Raw genomic sequence first — 18,711 nt, 5'->3', positions numbered from 1 at the left:
AAACGAGGCCGCAGGCTCACTGGGTGGGCGCGGTGTTCGTCGAGGACTTCCTCAACTCGCGGAATCCGAGGACGAGGCACGCCGCGGGGAAGGCAGAGATGATCGCAACCCAGAACCAATCGATGCGCGCTTCGACCGGCAGCGTGCCGATGGCGATCGCGACCGTCCAGAAGAGGATCCCGAGGATTCCGAATCCGACGAAGAAGCGCCCGAGCTGGCGGGGCTTGCCCACGGCCTGCAGGTACGTGACCAGTCCCAGCAGCGGCGCGGCGGCGACCATCGACCACGATTGCATCTCTGGATCGAAGGCGCCCCAGACGTACCGCACCGTGACGCCGAAGGCCGCGAAGATGGCGGCAGACGCCACGGCCCTTCCCAGGGGAGACCTACGGAACTCGGCAAGCTGGCTCATGCGCATAAAGAGACGACAAAGGCCGCACGCCTGCAAGCGTGCGGCCCCCGTCCCGCGGTGCGCGCGGCTAGCGCCGGTCAGCGGATGATCGCATACCGCCAGAGCCGCGCGACTTCCGTCGGATTGCGCCGGACGTACTTCCCGATCTCCCGTTCGAACTGCGCCTGCGAGGTCCACGGCCGGTATTCCTTGAATTCGCGGATCCAGCGCGGCGTCCCGACGGCAATCGGCGCGAAGGTCGCCATGATCTCGTCAGTCGCTGTGTTCAGATCGAAGGCGATGAACGTGTACTGCTCGAGGCGCTCGACTTCGCCGGGCACATTGCGCACGTACTTGCCAATCTCGCGCTCGAACTGCGCGTACGAGGTCCACGGCCGGTACTCCTTGAATTCTCGCAGCATGCGCGGCCCGGCACCGGGGATCAGCAGGAACTCGGCGTCGGTGCCGCGGTTCAAGTCCACGTGCACGAACATCCGGCGGTACAGTGAGTCGCGCTGCGGCTTGGTGAGGCGCTGCGCGGTCAGGATGCTATCGAGGGTCACGATGCTCAGGATCGGCCGCGCGGCCTTGATGGCCTCGACGATCGTCGGCGTGAGGTACGGCAGCGCCAGCATCGTGCTGTCCGCGGCGATGTTCGGCTCGACGAGCCGGTCGCGCTGCCGGCCCAACTGGGCCTCGGCGGTCGAGACGACGGTGAGCAGCAGGGCAGCGGCAGCAACGATGAACCGCGACATATCAGGACTCCGGTGAGGATGGTGAGGTCGGCTGAAGCTCGCGGTGGCGCAGGTAGCCGTGCAGCAGGCCGATGAGGCCGAGCTGGATCATGGCGCCCGGAGCGAGCGACGGGGTGGCGCCCATGAGGGCGTCGCGGAGGAGCGGCCAGCCGGTGAGCTCGGGGGCGCGCTCGAGCTCCCATTCGATATTGCCCGAGAGGTGCATCGCGAGGCCGACGACGCCGGCGGCGATGCACAGGGCCATGACGCCATCAAGGGCGAGACGTGCCGGCCTAACGTCGGTCAGTGCATTCAGGATGAGCAGCGCGAGGGCGCCGCCCAGCAAGGTGACGGGCACGAACTGCCAGATGTCCTCGAAGTGCTTGAGGAGCAGGAGCTCCGCGAGCGTGCCAGCTACCCCGAGCAGCAGGATGGCGAAGAGCGCTCGGCGGGCGAGGCGTGCGGTCGCGAAGGGGGGGCGCATCCTATGGAAGATACGCCAGACGGGCGAGCCGCGTTAATGCGGCCGCGGGGTCATGCCCCCGTCGCGAACTCTAGCTCTTCCGTCATCCGCGCAAGGCAGTCCTCGCAGATGCCGTGGGTCACCGTCGGGGGAGATGCGCGTTCGAGCAACCGCAGTCGCGGCAGCGCGTCTTCGATCTCCATCCAGGTGCCATCGACATCAAGGCGATTGCACCATCCGCAGGCGCGCTGGAGCTCCTCTGGGTCCGGATCCAAGGCGCCGTCGGCCTGCGGCACCACCATCGGGGTGCGCGGATGCTCTTCCACGGTCACCGAGCGGAACTCGACCCCGCCCTTCTCGGCCGTGGCGACGATCTGCATCTCCATGAGTCGCCGGCAATCCGGCGAGTCGCAGCGGTACCGATAGCGGAGATTTCCGCCGGCCCTGATGCGGGCCAGCATCTGCCGGTAGATGTGCCGCGTGGTCCTGTCCCCGATGAACTCGAAGAGATTCTTTCCCAAGACCGATGAGGCCGTGACCTCGCGCCCGTTGTTCGCGATGGCGAACGGGTCCCACGCGGAACTGACAGAGACAATGCGATCGTCTGCATCAACCCGGTAGACGATCGTGTCATTAGTCATATGGAGACAGTGTAGGCAAGTACGGCGAATAGATAGTGGCCTAGGTCTTATTGCTCAGGAGGTTGTTCACAGGGCGTAGCCTCACCAAGCTGGGGTTGTCGAGACACGCAACCGGCAACGCCAGAGGCCCTGTGAACACCCACAAGAATGCACGACTCACCCCGTACGCGCGACGGGAGGCCTGCCGCCGCGTGTGGGCCGGTACGCCCGTCGCCCAGGTCGCCCGCGCCTTCGGTGTGTCGCGGCAGACCATCTACAAGTGGCTGCGCCGCCGCGCGGAGGTCGAGACGCGCTCGTCGCGGCCGCATCACTCGCCGACGCGCCTGAAGCGCCGCTACCGCCGGCAGATCCTCAAGCGGCGGCGGCAGCGGTGGTCGAGCCGCCGCATCGCGCAGCACACGGGCCTGCCACTCTCGAGCGTCGGCCGCGAGCTGCGCCGCCTGGGGCTCGGGCGCCTGCCGCGTGTCGAGCCCCCGCGGCGCCTCGTGCGCTACGAACGGGCGCGGCCCGGCGAGCTCGTGCACCTCGACGTCAAGAAGCTCGGGCGCATCGGCGTCGTCGGGCACCGCATCCACGGGGACCGCACCCGCCGCACGCGCGGACGCGGCTGGGAGTTCGTGCACGTCGCCATCGACGACCACACGCGCATCGCGTACGTCGAGGTCTTGCCTGACGAGACGGCACCGACCGCGGCGGCCTTCCTCGCGCGCGCGGTCGCCTGGTACGCGGCGCTCGGCATCGTCGTCGAGCGCATCCTCACCGACAACGGCAGCTGCTACCGCGCGCTCCCCTTCGCGGAGCAGGCGCTCACGCTCGGCGTCGGCCAGCGCTTCACGCGCCCGTATCGGCCGCAGACGAACGGCAAGGCGGAGCGCTTCATCCGCACGCTGCTCGCGGAGTGGGCCTATGAACGCCCGTACGGCCGCTCCGGCTGGCGGACCCGCGCGCTCCCGCACTATCTCTCCTTCTACAACACCGAGCGCCGCCACAGCGCGCTCGGCGATCGCACCCCGGCCCAGCGACTCGCCCTCTACCTGTCAACAACGTGCTAGGTCATTACACCTAGGGTACAATCGGCCCCCTCACCGTGTACATAATATGAAAGAAAACGGCCTCCCCGGCGTGTGCCGGAGAGGCCGTCCCACTGCGTGAGCGTCCCTTACCGCGTCGCACCCTCCGACGACCGCCGCGCCGGATTGCACGCCTGCCACGCACGCGGCTGCCCGTTCGGCCCACCCGGCAGCGGATCCATCACATCCCGCGGCATGCGCTGCGGATCCTCGCTCGCGAGGTACGCCAACATCGCGACAAGCGTCGCGTTGTTCTTGAGATCGTACTCCACGATCTTGTCGTACGTGTCGCGGTCGGTATGCCACGTCGTGAACGAATAGTCCCACGGCAACGCGCCGAGGTTGAACGCCGGCGCCTTGTGGCACACGAAGCTGGCGTGGTCCGTACCGCCCGTCGCCTGGCCGCCCGTGGGCTGGAAGCGAATCCACTGGGTGATCTCGCTCGGGAGCTGGCCGAGGTACTGCTCGATGCGGCCCGCGGCGCCCGGGAAGGGACCGGCGCTCAGGTTCACGACGCGGCCGGTGCCGTTGTCCTGGTTCCACAGCGCCTGCAGGCCGTTCACGACCTCCGGATGATCCTCGCTGAACGCGCGCGAGCCGTTGAGGCCCTGCTCTTCGCCATTCCAGTGGCCGACGAGGATCGTCCGCTTGGGATTCGGATACACCTGGCGCAGGATGCGCAGCGCTTCGAGCATCGTCACGGTGCCCGTGCCGTTGTCCGTGGCGCCGGAGGCCGACGAGTGCGAGTCGAAGTGGGCCGACAGCAGCACGTACTCCTCGGGCTTCTCGCTGCCGCGGATCTCTGCGACGACGTTGAACACCGGACGCTCTCCGAGCAACTCACTGTCGGTGAAGGCGCGCACGCGCGGGCCCTGACCGGCGCGTGCCATGCGGAAGAGCAGGCCGTAATCCTCGCAGCCGATCGCGAACGACGGGACGCTCTGCAGCGGCGAGCCGAAGATCTTCTGGATGCCGGGGTAGTTCGACCACTGCGACTCGAACACGCCGAGCGCGCCTGCCGCCTTGAGCTTCTCCCAGATGCTGCGTCCGCCGCTCATCGCGACGTTCAGCTGATTCCAAGCGAGCTGCATCTGGTTCTGCATCGAGTCGACGCGGGCGCGTTCCTCGGGCGTGCCGAACTCGGCCCACTGGCCCGGCGAGCGGCAGCTGAGGCGCGGAACGCTGCGCAGGAAGAACTTGCCGCGCACGTTCGGAAGCCACGCATCGAACTCCGCCGGCGTCGAGATGCCTTCCGGCCACGCGATCACCTCGCCCTCCGCCGGCCGACGCATGCCCGGGCTGTACGCCAGCGCGTGCGCCTCCAGCGAACGGATACGCGGCGAGATCAAGTCCACGTGCGTCACACCGCGCTTCCATCCGAGCCAAGTGCCGTAGCGCTCCTTGCGCGCCGTCACGCCCCAGCCCTGATACGTCTTCACCAGCCAGTCCTGCGCGCGCTCGCTCTCCGGCGAGCCCGTGAGTCGCTGCCCGATCGGATCGAGGAACTGCTGCGCCAGCGACATCGCTTGCGAGCGGTTCATGCCTTCGTCCCAGATGCGCTGGATGGTCGCATCGCTCGGCGGCGTGCGACGGATGTAGGCAGGCACGGCCTCGACGTTGATCGGGTCGGCCATCGGATTGCGGCTGCCCATCGGCGGCCGGGCCTGTCCCGCCGGCGTTTGGGCCGACAGCAGCGGCGCGGCAAGCGCCACGAGCATGAGTGCACGAGCGAACACGAACGTCTCCTTGCGTGTGAGAATCACGACCTGCGCTTACACCTTCACGCTGAGCCCATCGGCCAGCGAACTGCGATATGCCTTCCACGCGGGCACGAGGCCGACCAGCGTCCCTGCGACTACGACCATGCCGAGGAAGATCCACTCGGTACGCGCGAGCCCGGACATGCCCAGCGCGAATCCGTATCGCGCCTCGACCGGACCGGCGGCGGCCGCCAACCCGGCGTACACCAGCAACACGCCCAGTACCGCGCCGCTCAGTGCCAGCAGCGCCGACTCGCTCACGAGCAGCGCGACGATGCTGCGCGGCCCCGCACCGATCGCGCGAAGCACGGCCATCTCGCGCCGCCGGCTCTCGAGCGACGCGTACAGCGCCACGCACATGCCCAGCAGGCCCACGAGCAGCGTGAACAGGCTCACCAGCCGCAACGCCTGCTCCGCGTTGCCCACCACGTCCCAGAGCTGCGCCAGCGCGACGCCGGGAATGATGGCCGTCAGCGGCTCCGTGCGATCTTCGTTCATCTCACGCTGCAACTGCAGCGTCTCGAACCGGTTCTTCGTGCCGAGCAGGAAGGCAGTGATCGGCGCCTCGCCGTGCGCGTGCTCCTGCGGCGGCCCCAGCATCAGGCCGCCGCCGCGCTCCTGCTCCGCGGCGTGCATCTCGGTGAGGCCGTCGAGCGTCACGTACAGCGCGCGGTCGATCGGCGTCGACGTGCGTGCGATGATCCCGACCACCGTGAACGGATGCACCTCGTGCTCGGCGAAGCTGACCTCGGCGATGCCGTGCGCCAGCACGATCTCCGCTCCCAGGGCGTAGCCGAGGCGCTGCGCGACCTCATGGCCGATGGCGACCTCGCGGTCCGTGGACGGCGCCCGTCCGCTGGCGAAGGTGACCGACTGGTCGCGGAAGCGATACCGCGTGAAGAACTCCTCGGTGGTACCGATGACGCGGAAGCCGCGATGCGAGTCGCCGAGGGAGTAGGGGATCGTCCACGCGACCGCGGGATGCGCCTTCCAGCGTTCGTAGGTCTCCCAACTGACGCTGCCGGAGGGCGTGGCCATGCCGAAGACGGTGCTCAGCAGCACCTGCGTGGTGCCGCCGCGCGCGCCGACGATGAGATCGGTCCCCTTGATCGTGCCGGCGAACGATTCGCGCACGCCGACGCGCAGGTGCTCGATGCCGATAAGCAGCGCGACGGACAGCGCGATGCTCGCGACGGTGAGCAGCGAGATCGTGAGGCGGGCGCGGAGGGAGCGCCACGCGAGCGAGACGAGATACATCAGGCCGCCGCCACCTGGCTCGCGCGATTCAGTTGCCCGAGGGCGACCGTGCGGCCAAAGCGTTCCGCGAGCGCGAGGTCATGGCTGACGAACACCAGCGTGCTGCCAACAGCGGCAACCGAGGCAAACAGAAGTTCAAGGAAGCGGTCCCGGCGGTCGGCGTCGAGCGCTGACGTCGGCTCGTCGCAGACGATGAGCTCGGGCGCCCCGATCAGCGCACGCGCCACGGCGACGCGTTGCTGCTGGCCGACGGACAGCTCCCCGATGCGGGCGTCGAGGAGCGTGTCGATCTCGAGCCCTGCGGCGAGGCGGGTGGCCTCGGCGTTCGGTTCGGCGTCGCCGAGCCGTGCACGGCGAAGCTTCGACAGTCGCGCGGGCAACATGATGTTCTCCCGCACCGAGAGATACGGGATGAGGTTGAACATCTGGAACACGTAGCCGACGTGTGCGGCGCGAAAACGATCGCGTTCGGCGGATCCCATGGCGCCCAAGTCGCTGCCCAGGACCTGGACGCGGCCGGACGTCGCGCTCAGCACGCCCGCGATCAATCCGAGCAGCGTCGTCTTGCCGCTGCCGCTGGGGCCGTGCAGGAACAGGCGCTCGCCGCGCGCCACATGCAGGCTCGGGATGTCGAGGACCGCGGTACCGCCGCGATACGCGAACCGGACCTCGTGGAGGGCGACGGCGGGCTCGGTCACCGCCCGGTGTACGGCGCCATGGACAACCCTTCGATCGTGAAGCCGACCGATCCGTACGGCGAGTCGTAGTTCACGATGCGCAACGTGCCTTCCATCCACACCGCGTCGAAGAGCGCCAGCTTGATCGGCCGTCCGCCCTGCATCGTGACGAACGCCATCTGGTTCGGTGGCGGTGGCGGCGTATGCACGCAGGCACCGTAGTACGGCACGAGCAGGAACTCCGCGCCTTCATCCTGCGCGTCATCGAGTGGAACCACGAAGCCCGGAATGCGCACCCGCCGGCCATCGAGACGCTTCAGCGAGTCCGGCGCGACGCGGGTGTCGGGATTCATCTGGCCCAGGAGGCGCCAGTCGATGGACACCGCCGCGGACTGGGCCGCGGTTCCCGGGCGCTGTTGCGCCTCGAGGCGCGGGGCGACCAGCGCTGCGCCGGAGAGTGCGACGGTAAGGCTGATGCGAGCGAGCGAACGCATGGAAGGGCGAATGGAAGTGATGTTCAGCGAACGACCGTGAACTCGGCGACGAGTTCCGTGCGGTCCCACTGCAGCGCGAGGACGCCACGGCCGTTCTCCTCGCGCACCTGGATCGTGAAGGCCTCGACCTCGCGATCGAGGGCGCGCGCACGCAGCGGCACGCGGCCAAGGTCGCGGGCCGGGTCGTACTGCTGGCCGTTCTGGCCGGTCTGGCGATTGATGATCAGCAGGCCGCCGGCGGCCTCGGGAATCGAGAACAGCGTATACTCGCCGGCCGGAACCACGAGGTCTCCGAAGCGCAGCTCGCGGTCAGTCTTGAAGTGCGTCGCGCGGTTCGCACCGGTGCGCCAGAGCTGGCCGTAGCGCACCAGCGCGCCCCAGATGTCGCGGCCGCGCTTCATCGGCACGCCGTAGTCGAGGGTGATGGTCGCGCCGAGCACGCTCGTCTCGCCGCCGCCGCGGCCCGACAGCTCGCCGATGCCGCGTCCGGCGGCGTCGCGGGTCGCGAAGTCGCGGGCCAACGCGGCCGGATCGCTGTCGCCGCTGCGCGACACGATCAACGCCCGCGTGGTCGCGCCCGCGTCGAGCGTGCGGATGGCCCCATCCGGAAGCACCGTGAGGCGCATCGTGCCGCGCGTCGGATGCGTGACCGTCGCGGAGTCACGGCCCATGAACGCCAGCGGGAAGTTCGAGATGCGCTGGCCGCTGAGCATCGGGGCGGCGTACTGCGTCTGGTTGCTGCGCCGCATCCGTTGCAGGGCAACGTCAAACGGCCAATGCACGAGGTCGATGAACGGCAGCCACTCGGCCGGCGCCGCGACCGTACGCGCGCTCTGCTGATTGCCACGGACCGCGATGTCGAGTGAATCGCCGCGCCGCGTGTACGTGGTGATGCGCTCCTCGAATCCGTTGGCGGGATTGAAGTCGCGCACCGTCAGCGAGGTCAGGTTGCCGGCCTCGTCGAACTGGGCACGGTGGCGCTGGAAGGTGGTTCGCGGCGAGCGCGTCACGACTTCCGCGACCAGCGTGTTGCCGGTGCGGACGACCTTCTCGACGGAAATCGTGTCGACGCCGAGGCGCGCGGTCAGCGTCGCGGGAGCCTGCGCGACCAGGGTCGCTGGCAGGACGGCGATGAGGGCGATCGGAAGGAGGCGCATACCGGGAATTCTACGCCGAAACGCCCCCGAACGTTGCCTAGGATGCCTGTGGCATCGTCTCGCGGACGTTCCGTACGAAATTCGCCTTCGAATAGGCCCCGAAACTCCACGTGCCGGTCGGATCCTCGGCGCCCAACACCTCGTCGCGGATCCTCGCATCGGGCCAGCCCCGGCCAACGAGCGTTTCGATGCGCCCAATCGTCTCCTCGATCCAGTCAGCCTTGGCCCGCAACTGACCGACGGGATCGGGCAGCAGCCCCCGGTGCGCGTCGAAGAAACGCTCGGGTTGCCACGAGGCCACCTCCCGGAGCGCGACGACCTGCGGCCGCATCTGCTCGTCGTGATGCGCGAGGCGCAGCTTCACGCCGATGAACAGGTCACCGCCAAACACCGTGCCGCGTTCCGCATCCCACACGATGTGGTGGTCCGCCGAGTGGCCGGGGGTCGGCTTGAGCTGCAAGGCCGGGGATGGCGAAAACACGTGCAGCGGAAGCGTAAGTCTCACCCGACTCCCCCACGTCAGCCGCCGATACATCCCGACGCGTTCCACGCGGCGCATCTCCGCTTCGGTCTCGGCCGCGCAGTGCACGCCGACGCCGCGCGCGAGCAGCGCGGCGACACCACCGCTGTGGTCCTCGTGCCCGTGCGTGAGGACGGCACCGTCGACCGGATGGGCATCGACGTAGGCGGCCAGCTCCGGCGCGGCGTCAGGAAATCCCGCGTCGATCAGCGTGTGGCGCGCGACGAACGCGCTCACGCCGTATCCGGCGAGACGACTCTTCCACGTGGAGAGCCGGAGTTCGCGGACATCGCCGTGTTCAATGACTTGCAGCATCCAGGGAAAGGTATGCCGCCGTTCCACGTGCCAAGCGGATGGACGCGCACCGCTGAATCGTGCTAGGCCGTTCGCCCGAGAGATGATTGCCCCGGCGCCTGCGCGGGGCTAGCTTTCTCGAAGCGGAAAGACCCCTCCGGCGCCCGGCCCCTCTAGGTCGGGCGTCGGGTCTTTTTTCCACCCCCGCTTCATCCTTATATCCGAGGGCTGCGCCGTGATCGAGGCGCTCAAGCAGAAGCTCACCGACGAAGCCGAGAAGCTCCGCTTCGAACTCAACGTCACGCTCCCCAACGAGATCCGCAAAGCCGTCGAACTCGGCGACCTGCGCGAGAACTCGGAGTACAAGGCCGCGCTCGAACGCCAGCAGTTCGTGCAGGCGCGGTTGGGGCACCTGACGCAGCGGCTGTCGAAGCTCTCGCAGATCGACGAGTCGCAGATCGCGACCGACGCCGTCGGCATGGGCTCGAAGGTCACGGTCGAGGACCAGGACACCAAGGATCGCGAGGACTACTACCTGATCTTCGGCGACGCCGAGGACTTCGAGGACGGCCAGGTGACGATGTCGTCGCCGATCGGCCGCGCCCTGTTGCACAAGAAGGTCGGCGAAGTGGCCATGCTCAAGCTGCCCGGCCGCACGCGCAAGCTGAAGATCGTGAAACTCGTCACGATCCACGAAGACGCGTAAGACCGCTAGTTCAGCACGGAGTCCAGCAGGGCCCGGAGCGCCGGATCGTTCGCGCGCACCGGGCCCATATGCCGCCAGCGCAGTACGCCGTCGCGGTCAATGAGTGCCGTGCTCGGCACCCCAATCGCCCGGAACGTCGTCGAGACCTTGTCGTCGGGGTCGAGCCAGAGGTCGTAGCTCGCCCCGAGCTGACGCGCGAAGCCCGCGATCTCCGCGGTGTCGCCCGCGACGTCGATACTCACGCCGACGACGCGGAATCCCCGCGGGCCGAACTCGCGATGCAGCGAGTCGAGCGCCGGAATCTCCTCGCGGCAGGGCTTGCACCAGGTCGCCCACACATTGAGCATCACCGCCTCGCCTTTGTGGTCGGCGAGGGCGACGGGAGTGCCGTCCATGCGCTGCGCGGCGTACGCCGGCGCGGGCGCACCGATGGCGAGTGTCGCGGCGGGTGCGCGCTCCGCACCGCCGCAAGCGCTGAGCACGAGGCCGAGCGCGACGGTCATGGTCAATCGCGCTGCGCGCTCGCGACGAACCCGCATCACTCGACCCGCCGATACGTCGCGCCGCGAATCACGCTCGGGCGCCCAGGCACCGTCCATGCGAAGAGCAGGCCATCCCGGAGCCGCGCCATCCGCGGGAACCCGCTCGACCGCGCACCACTCGACGGACTGACGACGATGCTCGTGTCGGCGCGTCCATCGCGCTCGACGCGGCGCAGCTTCACGAAGGCGGAATCGCCCGCACCGCGCTCGAGCCAGCTCACGTAGGCCGCGCCGTCGAAGAGCTGCAGGCCGACGCGTCCGGCGGGATTGCCCTCGTCCACACGCACCGGGGCACCGAACGTCGCGCCGGCATCATACGAGAACGCCACCTGCACCTTCGCAGTGTCGCGCGCCGCCGTGAACCAGGCCACCACGACCGTGTCGCCGTAGGCCTGCACCATCGGGCCGTTCACCGGGCAGAAGTCCACCTCCCAGTTGTCGGCGTGCACGGGCACGGCGGGCGTCCACGCGCCATTCACGAGGCGCGAGATGACGATGTCGCGGATCTCGGGCTTGGTGTCGCTGCGGTCGCGGTACACGACCACCGGACCGCTGGCGGAGAGCGCAGCGCTCGTCTGGCAGCAATCGCAGACGCGCGCATCGACGACGGTCTTGGTCGCCGGCGAGAGCGGCGCGTTGCCCCAGCGGTTTGCGGCGAGCGTCATCGGCGTGCTGTGCTCCGCGTCGCCGTGGGCATGTGCCGGCGCCGACGTGATGTTGTTGCCACCATCGAGGAAGACCACGAGCGCGCCGCTATCGAAGGGCAGGATCGACACGAAGCCGTGCTCGGCCTCGATGCCCGGCTGATGCGGGGTGACGCTCTCGCTCCAGGTGCGGCCCTCGTCCCGCGACTCGGCCATGCGCACTTCGTACGCGTAGCGTCCGCTGCCGTTGCGCTGCGGCCAATGGGCGAGCAGGCGTCCGTCGGCGAGCATCGCCACCGAGGGGAAGTCGGCCCAGTTGAGCCAGAAGTCGCTGCGCCGCGTGACGTCCCGCGGCTCGCCCCAGCTGCCGTCGGTCGAGCGAATCGCGATCCGCAACGCGTGCGTGCTGCTGTCCACGCGTTCGATCCAGCTCATGACCACGCGGCCGTCCGTGGCCGTGTAGAAGTTCGGCTCCGTGGCATCCGCGCCCACCGGCAGCGGGGTCTCGGTGAGGGCGTAGGAGTGCGGCGCATCATCGCCGGCACAGGCGACGGACGCGGCGAGGAGGAGCGCGAGGGGGAGGGAGGCGCGCATGTCAGGGCGTGATGGTGAAGATGCGGTCGAGGGCCTGCGTGTATTCCCGGACGGCGTTCGCGATGCCGGCGTCGGTCCAGCCGAGCCGCGGTGCCATCCGTCGCGCGATGCGCGGCGCGATGCTCCGCCCCTGGTCCGGCAATTCGAATGCGAGAAAGGTACGTCGGATCATGACGTCGGCGAGCGATTCGGCGAACTCCTGGCGCACGGCTTGGTCAACGTCGGATTCGCGCCACGTGAGCTCGGGCACGATCCGCACGTCGCCGCCCGTCGCCGCAGGACGCGCGCCCGGGAGGGGCGCGTCGGCGGTGTCGCAGGCTTTGGTGGTGACGCCAAGGCGCTGCACGGCCGCGTCGACGATCTGCTGTGCCTGCGCGCGATAGGTCGTCAGCTTGCCGCCCGTGGCCGTCAGCACGCCGCGCCGCGAGAGTTGCGTCGCATGCTCGCGCGACGCACTGGAGGGGTCGCCCGTGTTGCCACTCGCCACCAGCGGTCGGATGCCGGCCCACGCCGAGACGACGTCATCCTCCGTCAGCCGCGCCTCGGGAAAGAAGCGGTTTGCGGCATTCAGCAGGTAGCGTACATCGGCGCGTGCGGCCCGCACGTCGGCGGGATGCTCCGTCGTCGGTGTGTCCGTGGTGCCGACGATCGTCATGCCACCGCTCGCTGGCAGCGTGAACATCACGCGTCCGTCGTCGGGCGAGAGCATGGTCACGGCCGCCACGTTTCCGACGCGCGATGCCGGCACGGCGATATGCACGCCCTTGGTGCCGCGGACGGCCGGTCCGGCGTGCGGATCTTCGAGACGCGCGATCTCGTCCGTCCAGGGGCCGACGCAGCTCACGACGAGCTTGGCCCGCACATGGATGGTCGCGCCGCCGAGTGCGTCGTGCACCTCGACGCCGTCGGCGGGGCCGTGCTCGCCATTGAAGGTCAGGCGTCGCACTGGCGCGTGGTTCAGGACCACGGCGCCATGCGCCGCGGCGTCGAGCACGTTCGCGAGGGTGAGGCGCGAGTCGTCAGTGGCGGCATCCCAGTAGGTGGCGCCGCCGAGCAGTCCGTCGCGGGCGAGCAGCGGCTCGGCGCTCAGCACGCCGCTGGTGTCGAGCCGCCGGTGGCGTCCGACGTTCCGGAACATCGCGAGGGCGTCGTACATCGTCAGCGCGGCGGCGAGCTGCCAACGCTTCACCCGCGCGCCGCGGTACACCGGCCACGTGAACTGCAGCGGCCGGACGAGATGCGGGGCTTGCTGCAGCAGGCGTCGGCGTTCCCGGCTGGACTCCCACACGAGATGCAGGTAGCCGTGCTCGAGGTAGCGCACGCCGCCGTGGACGAGTCGCGACGAGCGGCTGGAGGTGCCGGCCGCGAAATCCTCCGCTTCGAGCAGCGCGACGCGCAGTCCACGCCGCGCGGCGTCGCGGGCGACTCCCGCACCCGTGATGCCGCCCCCGATGACCGCGAGGTCGAATCGGTCGCCGGCGAGAGCCTGGAGGCGCTCGCTGCGCCGCGGGGCATGGGGGGTGGACATCGCTAGGACGATACCCCGTCCGCGGCGCCGATGATAGCCGCGTGCCCCGCGTCGCCGGTCTGCGCCACGGGCCCGCGTCCCCTACCTTTATAGGATGCCTATCTACGAGCCGGGGCGGCGCATCGCGATCATCGCGGGCGTGCGGACCCCATTCGCCAAGGCCGGCACCACCCTCCGGGCGCTCAGCGCGATCGAGCTTGGCAAGATCGCCGTCAGCGAACTGGTGCATCGGACCGATCTGGACCCCAAGACCCTCGACCTGCTGGTGTTCGGCACGGTCGTCCCCAACGTCACCGCTCCGAACATCGCGCGCGAAGTCGCGCTGATGCCGCTGCTGCCCAAGGGCGTGGACGCGTACAGCGTCTCGCGCGCCTGCGCCTCGGCGAACCAGGCGATCACCGACGCCGCGGACCAGCTCGCGCTGGGCCATGCCGACGTCGCGATTGCCGGCGGTGCGGAGAGCCTGTCGAACGTGCCGATCCTGCACTCGCGCGGCTTCTCGGATGCACTGGTCGCAGCGAGCAAGGCGAAGACGCTGGGGCAGCGCGTCCAGGCCTTCTCGAAGATCCGCGGCAAGGACTTCATCCCGATCACGCCGGCCATTGCCGAGCCCACGACGGGCGAGACGATGGGCCAGAGCGCCGAGAAGATGGCGAAGCTCAACGGCATCACACGCGAGGAGCAGGACCAGCTCGCGCTGGCCTCGCACCTGAACGCGGCGGCGGGCATCAAGGACGGGCGTCTCCGCGCGGAGGTCGCGCCGGTGATCGCCGGACCCAAGTACGAGGCCGTGACCGACGACAACATCGTGCGTGCCGACACGACGCTCGAGGCCTTGGCGGGCCTCAAGCCCGTGTTCGACAAGCGCTACGGCACGATCACAGCGGGCAATGCCTCGCCGCTCACCGACGGCGCGGCCGCCGTGCTGCTGATGCGCGAGGACGTGGCGAAGGCGTTGGGGCACACGCCGAAGGCGTTCATCCGGGCGTATGCGTACGCCGCGGTGGATCCCGGTGAACAGCTCCTGCAGGCCCCAGTGCTCGCGGCGCCGAAGGCGCTCAAGCGGGCCGGCCTCACGCTCAAGGACATGGACCTGATCGAGATGCACGAGGCCTTCGCCGCGCAGGTGCTCAGCAACATCAAGGGCCTGGAGAGCAGGGAGTGGGCGCAGCGCGCCGGCTTCAGCGAGCCGACCGGAACGGTGGACCGCAGCAAGCTGAACGTGATGGGCGGCTCGGTGAGCATCGGCCACCCGTTCGGCGCGACGGGTGCGCGCATCCTCACGACGCTGACCAACGAACTCGCCCGCCGCGGCGGGCAGTTCGGGCTCATGACTGTCTGCGCGGCCGGCGGACTCGGCCACGCGATGGTGGTGGAGCGCGCCTGATGACCACCGCACTCATGCTGGAGATGGTGGACGGCGTCGCCGTGCTCACCTTCGACCTCAAGGGCGAGAGCATCAACAAGTTCTCCCCGGCCGTGATCGACGAGTTCACGGCGATGATCGAGCGGCTCGACAAGGATCCGTCCGTGAAGGCCGCCGTGCTGATCTCGGGCAAGCCCGGCACGTTCATCGCCGGCGCCGACATCGATCAGTTCCTCGAGTTCAAGACGGCCGCCGATGCGCAGAAGGCCAGTGCCTTCGGGCACACGATGATGTCGCGCATCGAGAAGGGCCGCGTGCCGGTCGTCGCCGCCATCGAGGGCGCCTGCCTCGGCGGCGGCTTGGAGTTCGCGCTGGCCTGCGCGTATCGCATCGCGGCGGACACGCCCAAGACGGTCCTCGCGCTGCCCGAGGTGCAACTCGGACTGATTCCCGGCGCCGGCGGCACGCAGCGCCTGCCGCGCCGCGTCGGGCTGCAGGTGGCGCTCGACATGATCCTCACGGGCAAGAACGTCCGCGCGAAGAAGGCCCTGCAGACGAACCTGATCGACGAGCTGGTGCATCCGAGCATCCTGCGGCAGGTCGCCGTGCAGCGCGCGAAGGAACTCGCGGCCGGCACGCTCGAGCGCAATCGCGATGTGCGCAAGCATGGCGCCAAGGAGATCCTGCTCGATGACAACCCGATCGGGCGCAGCGTCGTGTTCCGCCAGGCGCGGGAGATGACGCAGAAGAAGTCGAAGGGCCACTACCCGGCGCTGTTCGCGGCCATCGATGCCGTGCAGGCCAGCTACTCGGGTTCGGAGGCGCAGGGCTTTGCGGAGGAAGCGCGACTCTTCGGCGAGATGGCGATGACGCCGGTCTGCAAGCAGCTGATGTTCCTGTTCTACGCGACGACGTCGCTCAAGAAGGACGCGGGCGTGCCGGCCGACGTGAAGGCACGCGCCGTGGATCGCATCGGCGTGCTGGGCACGGGCTTCATGGGCGCGGGCATCGCGAGCATCAGCGTCCAGCAAGGCGTCCCGGTGCGCTTCAAGGACACCGCCGCCGCGCAGGTCGCCAAGGGAGTCGCCGCGGTGAAGGACGTGCTGAAGGACCGGCTCACCAAGCGGCAGGTCACGAAGCAGCAGTTCGATGACCAGATGTCCTTGGTCTCCGGCACGACGGAGTACTCAGGCTTCGGTCGGCTGCCGTTGGTGATCGAGGCGGTCTTCGAGGACCTCGCCGTCAAGCACAAGGTGATCGCCGAGGCGGAATCGGTGCTGCCGCCCGATGCGATCTTCGCGACGAACACGAGCACGATCCCGATCGCGAAGATCGCGGCGGGGAGCAAGCGGCCGGAGCAGGTCATCGGCATGCACTTCTTCTCGCCGGTGCACAAGATGCCGCTGCTCGAGGTCATCGTGACGCCGCGGACCGCGTCGGAAGTGACGGCGACGGTGGTCGAGTTCGGCCGCCGCATCGGCAAGACGGTCATCATCGTCAACGACGCGCCGGGGTTCTATGTGAACCGCATCCTGGCACCGTACGTCAACGAAGCGGGCATTCTGCTCGACGAAGGCGTCGCCATCGATGCGATCGACAAGGCGATGGCGCAGTTCGGCTTCCCCGTGGGGCCGATCAACCTCATCGACGAGGTCGGTCTCGACATCGCCGGCAAGAGCGGCGCGATCATGGCGGAGGCCTTCGGCGGACGCATGTCGCCGAGCACGGCGCTGCAGAAGGTGCTCGGCGCCGGCCGGCTGGGCCGCAAGGGCAAGAGCGGCTTCTATGTGTACGACGAAAAGGGCAAGCGCGGGGACGTGGACGAGAGCGTCTACCAGCTGTATCCCGGTGGCACGAAGCGCGTGACGGTCGAGAAGGGCGAGATCCAGCGTCGCCTCTCGTTGGCGATGGTGAATGAAGCGGCGCGTTGCCTGGAGGAAGGCATCATCCGCTCGGCGCGCGACGGCGACATCGGTGCGGTGTTCGGCATCGGATTCCCGCCGTTCCGCGGCGGGCCGTTCCGGCACATCGATGCCGTCGGCGTGGCCGAGGCGGTGAAGCAGCTCGAGGCGCTGGATGCACGGTACCCGGGGCGGTTCACGCCGGCGAAGCTGTTGGTGGAGATGGCACGGGATGGGAGGACGTTTTATCCGCGTGAAGGGAAGCCGGTCTAACTGCAGATGTGAGATGTGAGCTATGAGATGTAAGGGAACGGCAACTGCCATCGTCTCCTTCGGGCTTGTGCTTGTGCTTGGGCTGTCGGCTTCGACTGCTCCTGTGCTCGGCGCGCAGCAGACGCGGGCTGAGCGCTCGGCGTACACCGAGACGTCGACGCATGCCGATGTGATCGCGTTCATCGACTCGCTCGAGCGGGCGTATCCCACCGCGTTCGTGCGCGGGGAGATCGGGCGGTCGGGGCAGGGGAAGGTGCTGCCGTACCTGCTCATCTCGCGGCCGCTGGTGCGCGATGCGGGGGAGGCGCGGCGCAGCGGCAAGCCGATCGTCTACGTGCAGGGCAACATCCACGGCGGCGAGGTCGAGGGGAAAGAGGCGCTGCTCGCGCTCGTCCGCGACTTGCTCCGCGACGCGCGCCCGAATGTGCTCGACTCGATCGTGCTCGTGGCGGTGCCGATCTACAACGCGGACGGCAACGACGCGTTCGGGCCGCAAGAGCGGCTTCGCGGGGCGCAGAACGGGCCGCAGCTCGTCGGCAACCGCCCCAATGCGCAGAACCTCGACCTGAACCGCGACTACATCAAGGTCGAGGCGCCTGAGACCGCGGCGTCGATGCGCATGTTTGCGATGTTCGATCCACACGTGTTCATGGACCTGCACACGACGAACGGATCGTACCACGGCTATGCGCTCACCTACTCGCCGTCGCTGCACCCGGCGGCGATGGATCCGGCGTTGGCGCCCGCGGGCCCGTTCACGCGCGACACGCTGCTGCCGCTCATCCGCGAGCGGATGCGCAGCCGCCACAGGCTCGAGACCTTCGACTACGGCAACTTCCGTGGCCGCGACGACGTGACGTCCACGCAGAAGGCCGCGTGGGAGACGTACGAGCACGTGCCGCGCTTCGGTACGAACTACTACGGCCTGCGGAACCGCGTCTCCATCCTCAGCGAGGCCTACTCGCACGATCCCTTCGAGCGGCGCGTCCTCGCGACGTACCACTACGTGCACGAGACCCTGCACGCGGTGGCGGAGCATCGTGCGACAATCCTCGCGCGGACGGGCGCGCGCAGCACGCTGCCGGCCTCGGCTACCGTCGCCCTGCGCTCGCAGATGACGACCACGCCGTTCACCGCGCCCATCCTGGTGGAGCCGCTGATCCCGACGGGCGACTCGGTTCGCTACGAGCCTGGCCTGCGCCGCGGCTTCCGGCGCTCGAACGTGTTCACGGCAGTCGAGATGCCCGTCTACGACCGCTTCGAGCCCACGCTGCGCCGCCCGCTGCCGACCGCGTGGATCGTGCCGGTGGACGACAGCGCCTTCGTCGCGCGCCTCGCGCACCACGGCATCGAGTTTCGGCAGATCGCGACGAGCAGCGGTTCACTCGGGACGGTGACGGTCGAACGCTTCGTCATCGACTCGATTGCGCGCGCCCCGCGTCCGTTCCAGGGCCATCAGGAAGTACGGCTCGTGGGGCGGTGGGTGACGGAGCGCATGGAGCTCCGGGGCCGCGTCATGTTGGTCCCCGCGTCGCCGCGGCAGGCACTGCTGGCTTCGATCCTGCTCGAACCCGAGAGCGACGACGGCCTGACGACCTGGAACTTCCTCGATGCCGCGCTGCGCGTCGGCGCCCCGCACCCGGTGGTCCGGATCACGGGACCGCTGCCGCGCGCCTTCCGCTGATCGCTTCTCTCCACG

General features: G+C 68.9%; 18 protein-coding genes. 5 read left to right on the top strand and 13 right to left on the bottom strand.

Translation table 11 applies throughout. The annotated features are described in order from the left end of the window. Nucleotides 1-16 precede the first annotated feature (16 nt). The 4 genes from Strain318_RS13560 to Strain318_RS13545 form a co-directional block, all read right to left on the bottom strand. Nucleotides 17-367 carry a hypothetical protein gene (locus Strain318_RS13560; protein WP_367887964.1) on the bottom strand — a complete coding sequence of 117 codons (351 nt, stop codon included), beginning with the start codon at nucleotides 365-367 and terminating at the stop codon, nucleotides 17-19. 122 nt (nucleotides 368-489) lie between these two features. Further along, nucleotides 490-1,146, bottom strand: a complete 657-nt coding sequence (locus Strain318_RS13555) for a hypothetical protein (RefSeq protein ID WP_367886232.1) — start codon at nucleotides 1,144-1,146, stop codon at nucleotides 490-492. Nucleotide 1,147: 1 nt separating this feature from the next. Then, nucleotides 1,148-1,609: a hypothetical protein gene (locus Strain318_RS13550; RefSeq protein WP_367886231.1), complete on the bottom strand. Its 462-nt coding sequence runs from the start codon at nucleotides 1,607-1,609 to the stop codon at nucleotides 1,148-1,150. A gap of 50 nt (nucleotides 1,610-1,659) precedes the next feature. Further along, nucleotides 1,660-2,229 carry a hypothetical protein gene (locus tag Strain318_RS13545; RefSeq protein ID WP_367886230.1) on the bottom strand — a complete coding sequence of 190 codons (570 nt, stop codon included), beginning with the start codon at nucleotides 2,227-2,229 and terminating at the stop codon, nucleotides 1,660-1,662. 131 nt (nucleotides 2,230-2,360) lie between these two features. On the opposite strand from Strain318_RS13545, the gene Strain318_RS13540 reads away from it, so the two are divergent. Continuing rightward, nucleotides 2,361-3,281 carry an IS481 family transposase gene (locus Strain318_RS13540; protein ID WP_367885738.1) on the top strand — a complete coding sequence of 307 codons (921 nt, stop codon included), beginning with the start codon at nucleotides 2,361-2,363 and terminating at the stop codon, nucleotides 3,279-3,281. Between the two features lie 107 nt (nucleotides 3,282-3,388). Here Strain318_RS13540 and Strain318_RS13535 read toward each other — a convergent pair whose 3' ends face one another. The 6 genes from Strain318_RS13535 to Strain318_RS13510 are packed head-to-tail and all read right to left on the bottom strand — an operon-like array spanning nucleotide 3,389 to nucleotide 9,479. Then, nucleotides 3,389-5,035 carry a M20/M25/M40 family metallo-hydrolase gene (locus Strain318_RS13535; protein ID WP_367886229.1) on the bottom strand — a complete coding sequence of 549 codons (1,647 nt, stop codon included), beginning with the start codon at nucleotides 5,033-5,035 and terminating at the stop codon, nucleotides 3,389-3,391. A gap of 36 nt (nucleotides 5,036-5,071) precedes the next feature. Further along, nucleotides 5,072-6,316 carry an ABC transporter permease gene (locus tag Strain318_RS13530; protein WP_367886228.1) on the bottom strand — a complete coding sequence of 415 codons (1,245 nt, stop codon included), beginning with the start codon at nucleotides 6,314-6,316 and terminating at the stop codon, nucleotides 5,072-5,074. Next, the gene (locus Strain318_RS13525; protein ID WP_367886227.1) at nucleotides 6,316-7,014 is read right to left on the bottom strand and encodes an ABC transporter ATP-binding protein; all 699 of its coding nucleotides are present in this window, start codon (nucleotides 7,012-7,014) and stop codon (nucleotides 6,316-6,318) included. Before Strain318_RS13525 ends, Strain318_RS13530 begins: the two co-directional genes overlap by 1 nt. After that, the gene (locus Strain318_RS13520) at nucleotides 7,011-7,487 is read right to left on the bottom strand and encodes a DUF3299 domain-containing protein (protein WP_367886226.1); all 477 of its coding nucleotides are present in this window, start codon (nucleotides 7,485-7,487) and stop codon (nucleotides 7,011-7,013) included. Before Strain318_RS13520 ends, Strain318_RS13525 begins: the two co-directional genes overlap by 4 nt. Nucleotides 7,488-7,510: 23 nt before the next feature. Next, on the bottom strand, nucleotides 7,511-8,644 hold the full coding sequence (locus Strain318_RS13515; RefSeq protein ID WP_367886225.1) for a DUF2911 domain-containing protein: 1,134 nt from the start codon (nucleotides 8,642-8,644) through the stop codon (nucleotides 7,511-7,513). 37 nt (nucleotides 8,645-8,681) lie between these two features. Further along, the gene (locus tag Strain318_RS13510; protein ID WP_367886224.1) at nucleotides 8,682-9,479 is read right to left on the bottom strand and encodes an MBL fold metallo-hydrolase; all 798 of its coding nucleotides are present in this window, start codon (nucleotides 9,477-9,479) and stop codon (nucleotides 8,682-8,684) included. Between the two features lie 214 nt (nucleotides 9,480-9,693). On the opposite strand from Strain318_RS13510, the gene Strain318_RS13505 reads away from it, so the two are divergent. Further along, nucleotides 9,694-10,164, top strand: a complete 471-nt coding sequence (locus tag Strain318_RS13505) for a GreA/GreB family elongation factor (RefSeq protein WP_367886223.1) — start codon at nucleotides 9,694-9,696, stop codon at nucleotides 10,162-10,164. A gap of 5 nt (nucleotides 10,165-10,169) precedes the next feature. Here Strain318_RS13505 and Strain318_RS13500 read toward each other — a convergent pair whose 3' ends face one another. From Strain318_RS13500 to Strain318_RS13490, 3 genes are read right to left on the bottom strand one after another with little or no spacing between them, the layout of a single operon-like run. Then, nucleotides 10,170-10,703 (bottom strand): TlpA family protein disulfide reductase, encoded by a 534-nt coding sequence (locus tag Strain318_RS13500; protein ID WP_367887963.1) that lies wholly within the window; start codon nucleotides 10,701-10,703, stop codon nucleotides 10,170-10,172. Further along, nucleotides 10,703-11,944 (bottom strand): sialidase family protein, encoded by a 1,242-nt coding sequence (locus tag Strain318_RS13495; protein WP_367886221.1) that lies wholly within the window; start codon nucleotides 11,942-11,944, stop codon nucleotides 10,703-10,705. The genes Strain318_RS13500 and Strain318_RS13495 overlap by 1 nt, the downstream gene beginning before the upstream one ends. Before the next feature lies 1 nt (nucleotide 11,945). Then, on the bottom strand, nucleotides 11,946-13,472 hold the full coding sequence (locus Strain318_RS13490; RefSeq protein WP_367886220.1) for a glycerol-3-phosphate dehydrogenase/oxidase: 1,527 nt from the start codon (nucleotides 13,470-13,472) through the stop codon (nucleotides 11,946-11,948). Between the two features lie 94 nt (nucleotides 13,473-13,566). Here Strain318_RS13490 and fadI point away from each other — a divergent pair, with 94 nt between their 5' ends. The 3 genes from fadI to Strain318_RS13475 all read left to right on the top strand — a co-directional run bounded on the left by fadI (nucleotide 13,567) and on the right by Strain318_RS13475 (nucleotide 18,696). After that, nucleotides 13,567-14,859: an acetyl-CoA C-acyltransferase FadI gene (gene fadI / locus Strain318_RS13485; RefSeq protein ID WP_367886219.1), complete on the top strand. Its 1,293-nt coding sequence runs from the start codon at nucleotides 13,567-13,569 to the stop codon at nucleotides 14,857-14,859. Beyond that, nucleotides 14,859-17,012 (top strand): fatty acid oxidation complex subunit alpha FadJ, encoded by a 2,154-nt coding sequence (fadJ, locus tag Strain318_RS13480; RefSeq protein WP_367886218.1) that lies wholly within the window; start codon nucleotides 14,859-14,861, stop codon nucleotides 17,010-17,012. Before fadI ends, fadJ begins: the two co-directional genes overlap by 1 nt. A 103-nt stretch (nucleotides 17,013-17,115) precedes the next feature. Further along, nucleotides 17,116-18,696 (top strand): M14 family metallopeptidase, encoded by a 1,581-nt coding sequence (locus Strain318_RS13475; protein ID WP_367886217.1) that lies wholly within the window; start codon nucleotides 17,116-17,118, stop codon nucleotides 18,694-18,696. Nucleotides 18,697-18,711 lie beyond the last annotated feature (15 nt).

The sequence above is a fragment of the Pseudogemmatithrix spongiicola genome (assembly GCF_030623445.1).
Lineage (GTDB): Bacteria > Gemmatimonadota > Gemmatimonadetes > Gemmatimonadales > Gemmatimonadaceae > Pseudogemmatithrix > Pseudogemmatithrix spongiicola.
Note: the sequence above shows the minus strand (reverse complement) of the source record. Positions and strands in the feature narration are given on the sequence as shown.

Coding starts and splice junctions, on each gene's coding strand:
- Strain318_RS13555 (WP_367886232.1), bottom strand. CDS start 1,146: ATGTCGCGGTTCATCGTTGCTGCCGCTGCCCTGCTGCTCACCGTCGTC.
- Strain318_RS13550 (WP_367886231.1), bottom strand. CDS start 1,609: ATGCGCCCCCCCTTCGCGACCGCACGCCTCGCCCGCCGAGCGCTCTTC.
- Strain318_RS13545 (WP_367886230.1), bottom strand. CDS start 2,229: ATGACTAATGACACGATCGTCTACCGGGTTGATGCAGACGATCGCATT.
- Strain318_RS13530 (WP_367886228.1), bottom strand. CDS start 6,316: ATGTATCTCGTCTCGCTCGCGTGGCGCTCCCTCCGCGCCCGCCTCACG.
- Strain318_RS13520 (WP_367886226.1), bottom strand. CDS start 7,487: ATGCGTTCGCTCGCTCGCATCAGCCTTACCGTCGCACTCTCCGGCGCA.
- Strain318_RS13515 (WP_367886225.1), bottom strand. CDS start 8,644: ATGCGCCTCCTTCCGATCGCCCTCATCGCCGTCCTGCCAGCGACCCTG.
- Strain318_RS13510 (WP_367886224.1), bottom strand. CDS start 9,479: ATGCTGCAAGTCATTGAACACGGCGATGTCCGCGAACTCCGGCTCTCC.
- Strain318_RS13500 (WP_367887963.1), bottom strand. CDS start 10,703: ATGCGGGTTCGTCGCGAGCGCGCAGCGCGATTGACCATGACCGTCGCG.
- Strain318_RS13495 (WP_367886221.1), bottom strand. CDS start 11,944: ATGCGCGCCTCCCTCCCCCTCGCGCTCCTCCTCGCCGCGTCCGTCGCC.
- Strain318_RS13490 (WP_367886220.1), bottom strand. CDS start 13,472: ATGTCCACCCCCCATGCCCCGCGGCGCAGCGAGCGCCTCCAGGCTCTC.
- fadI (WP_367886219.1), top strand. CDS start 13,567: ATGCCTATCTACGAGCCGGGGCGGCGCATCGCGATCATCGCGGGCGTG.
- fadJ (WP_367886218.1), top strand. CDS start 14,859: ATGACCACCGCACTCATGCTGGAGATGGTGGACGGCGTCGCCGTGCTC.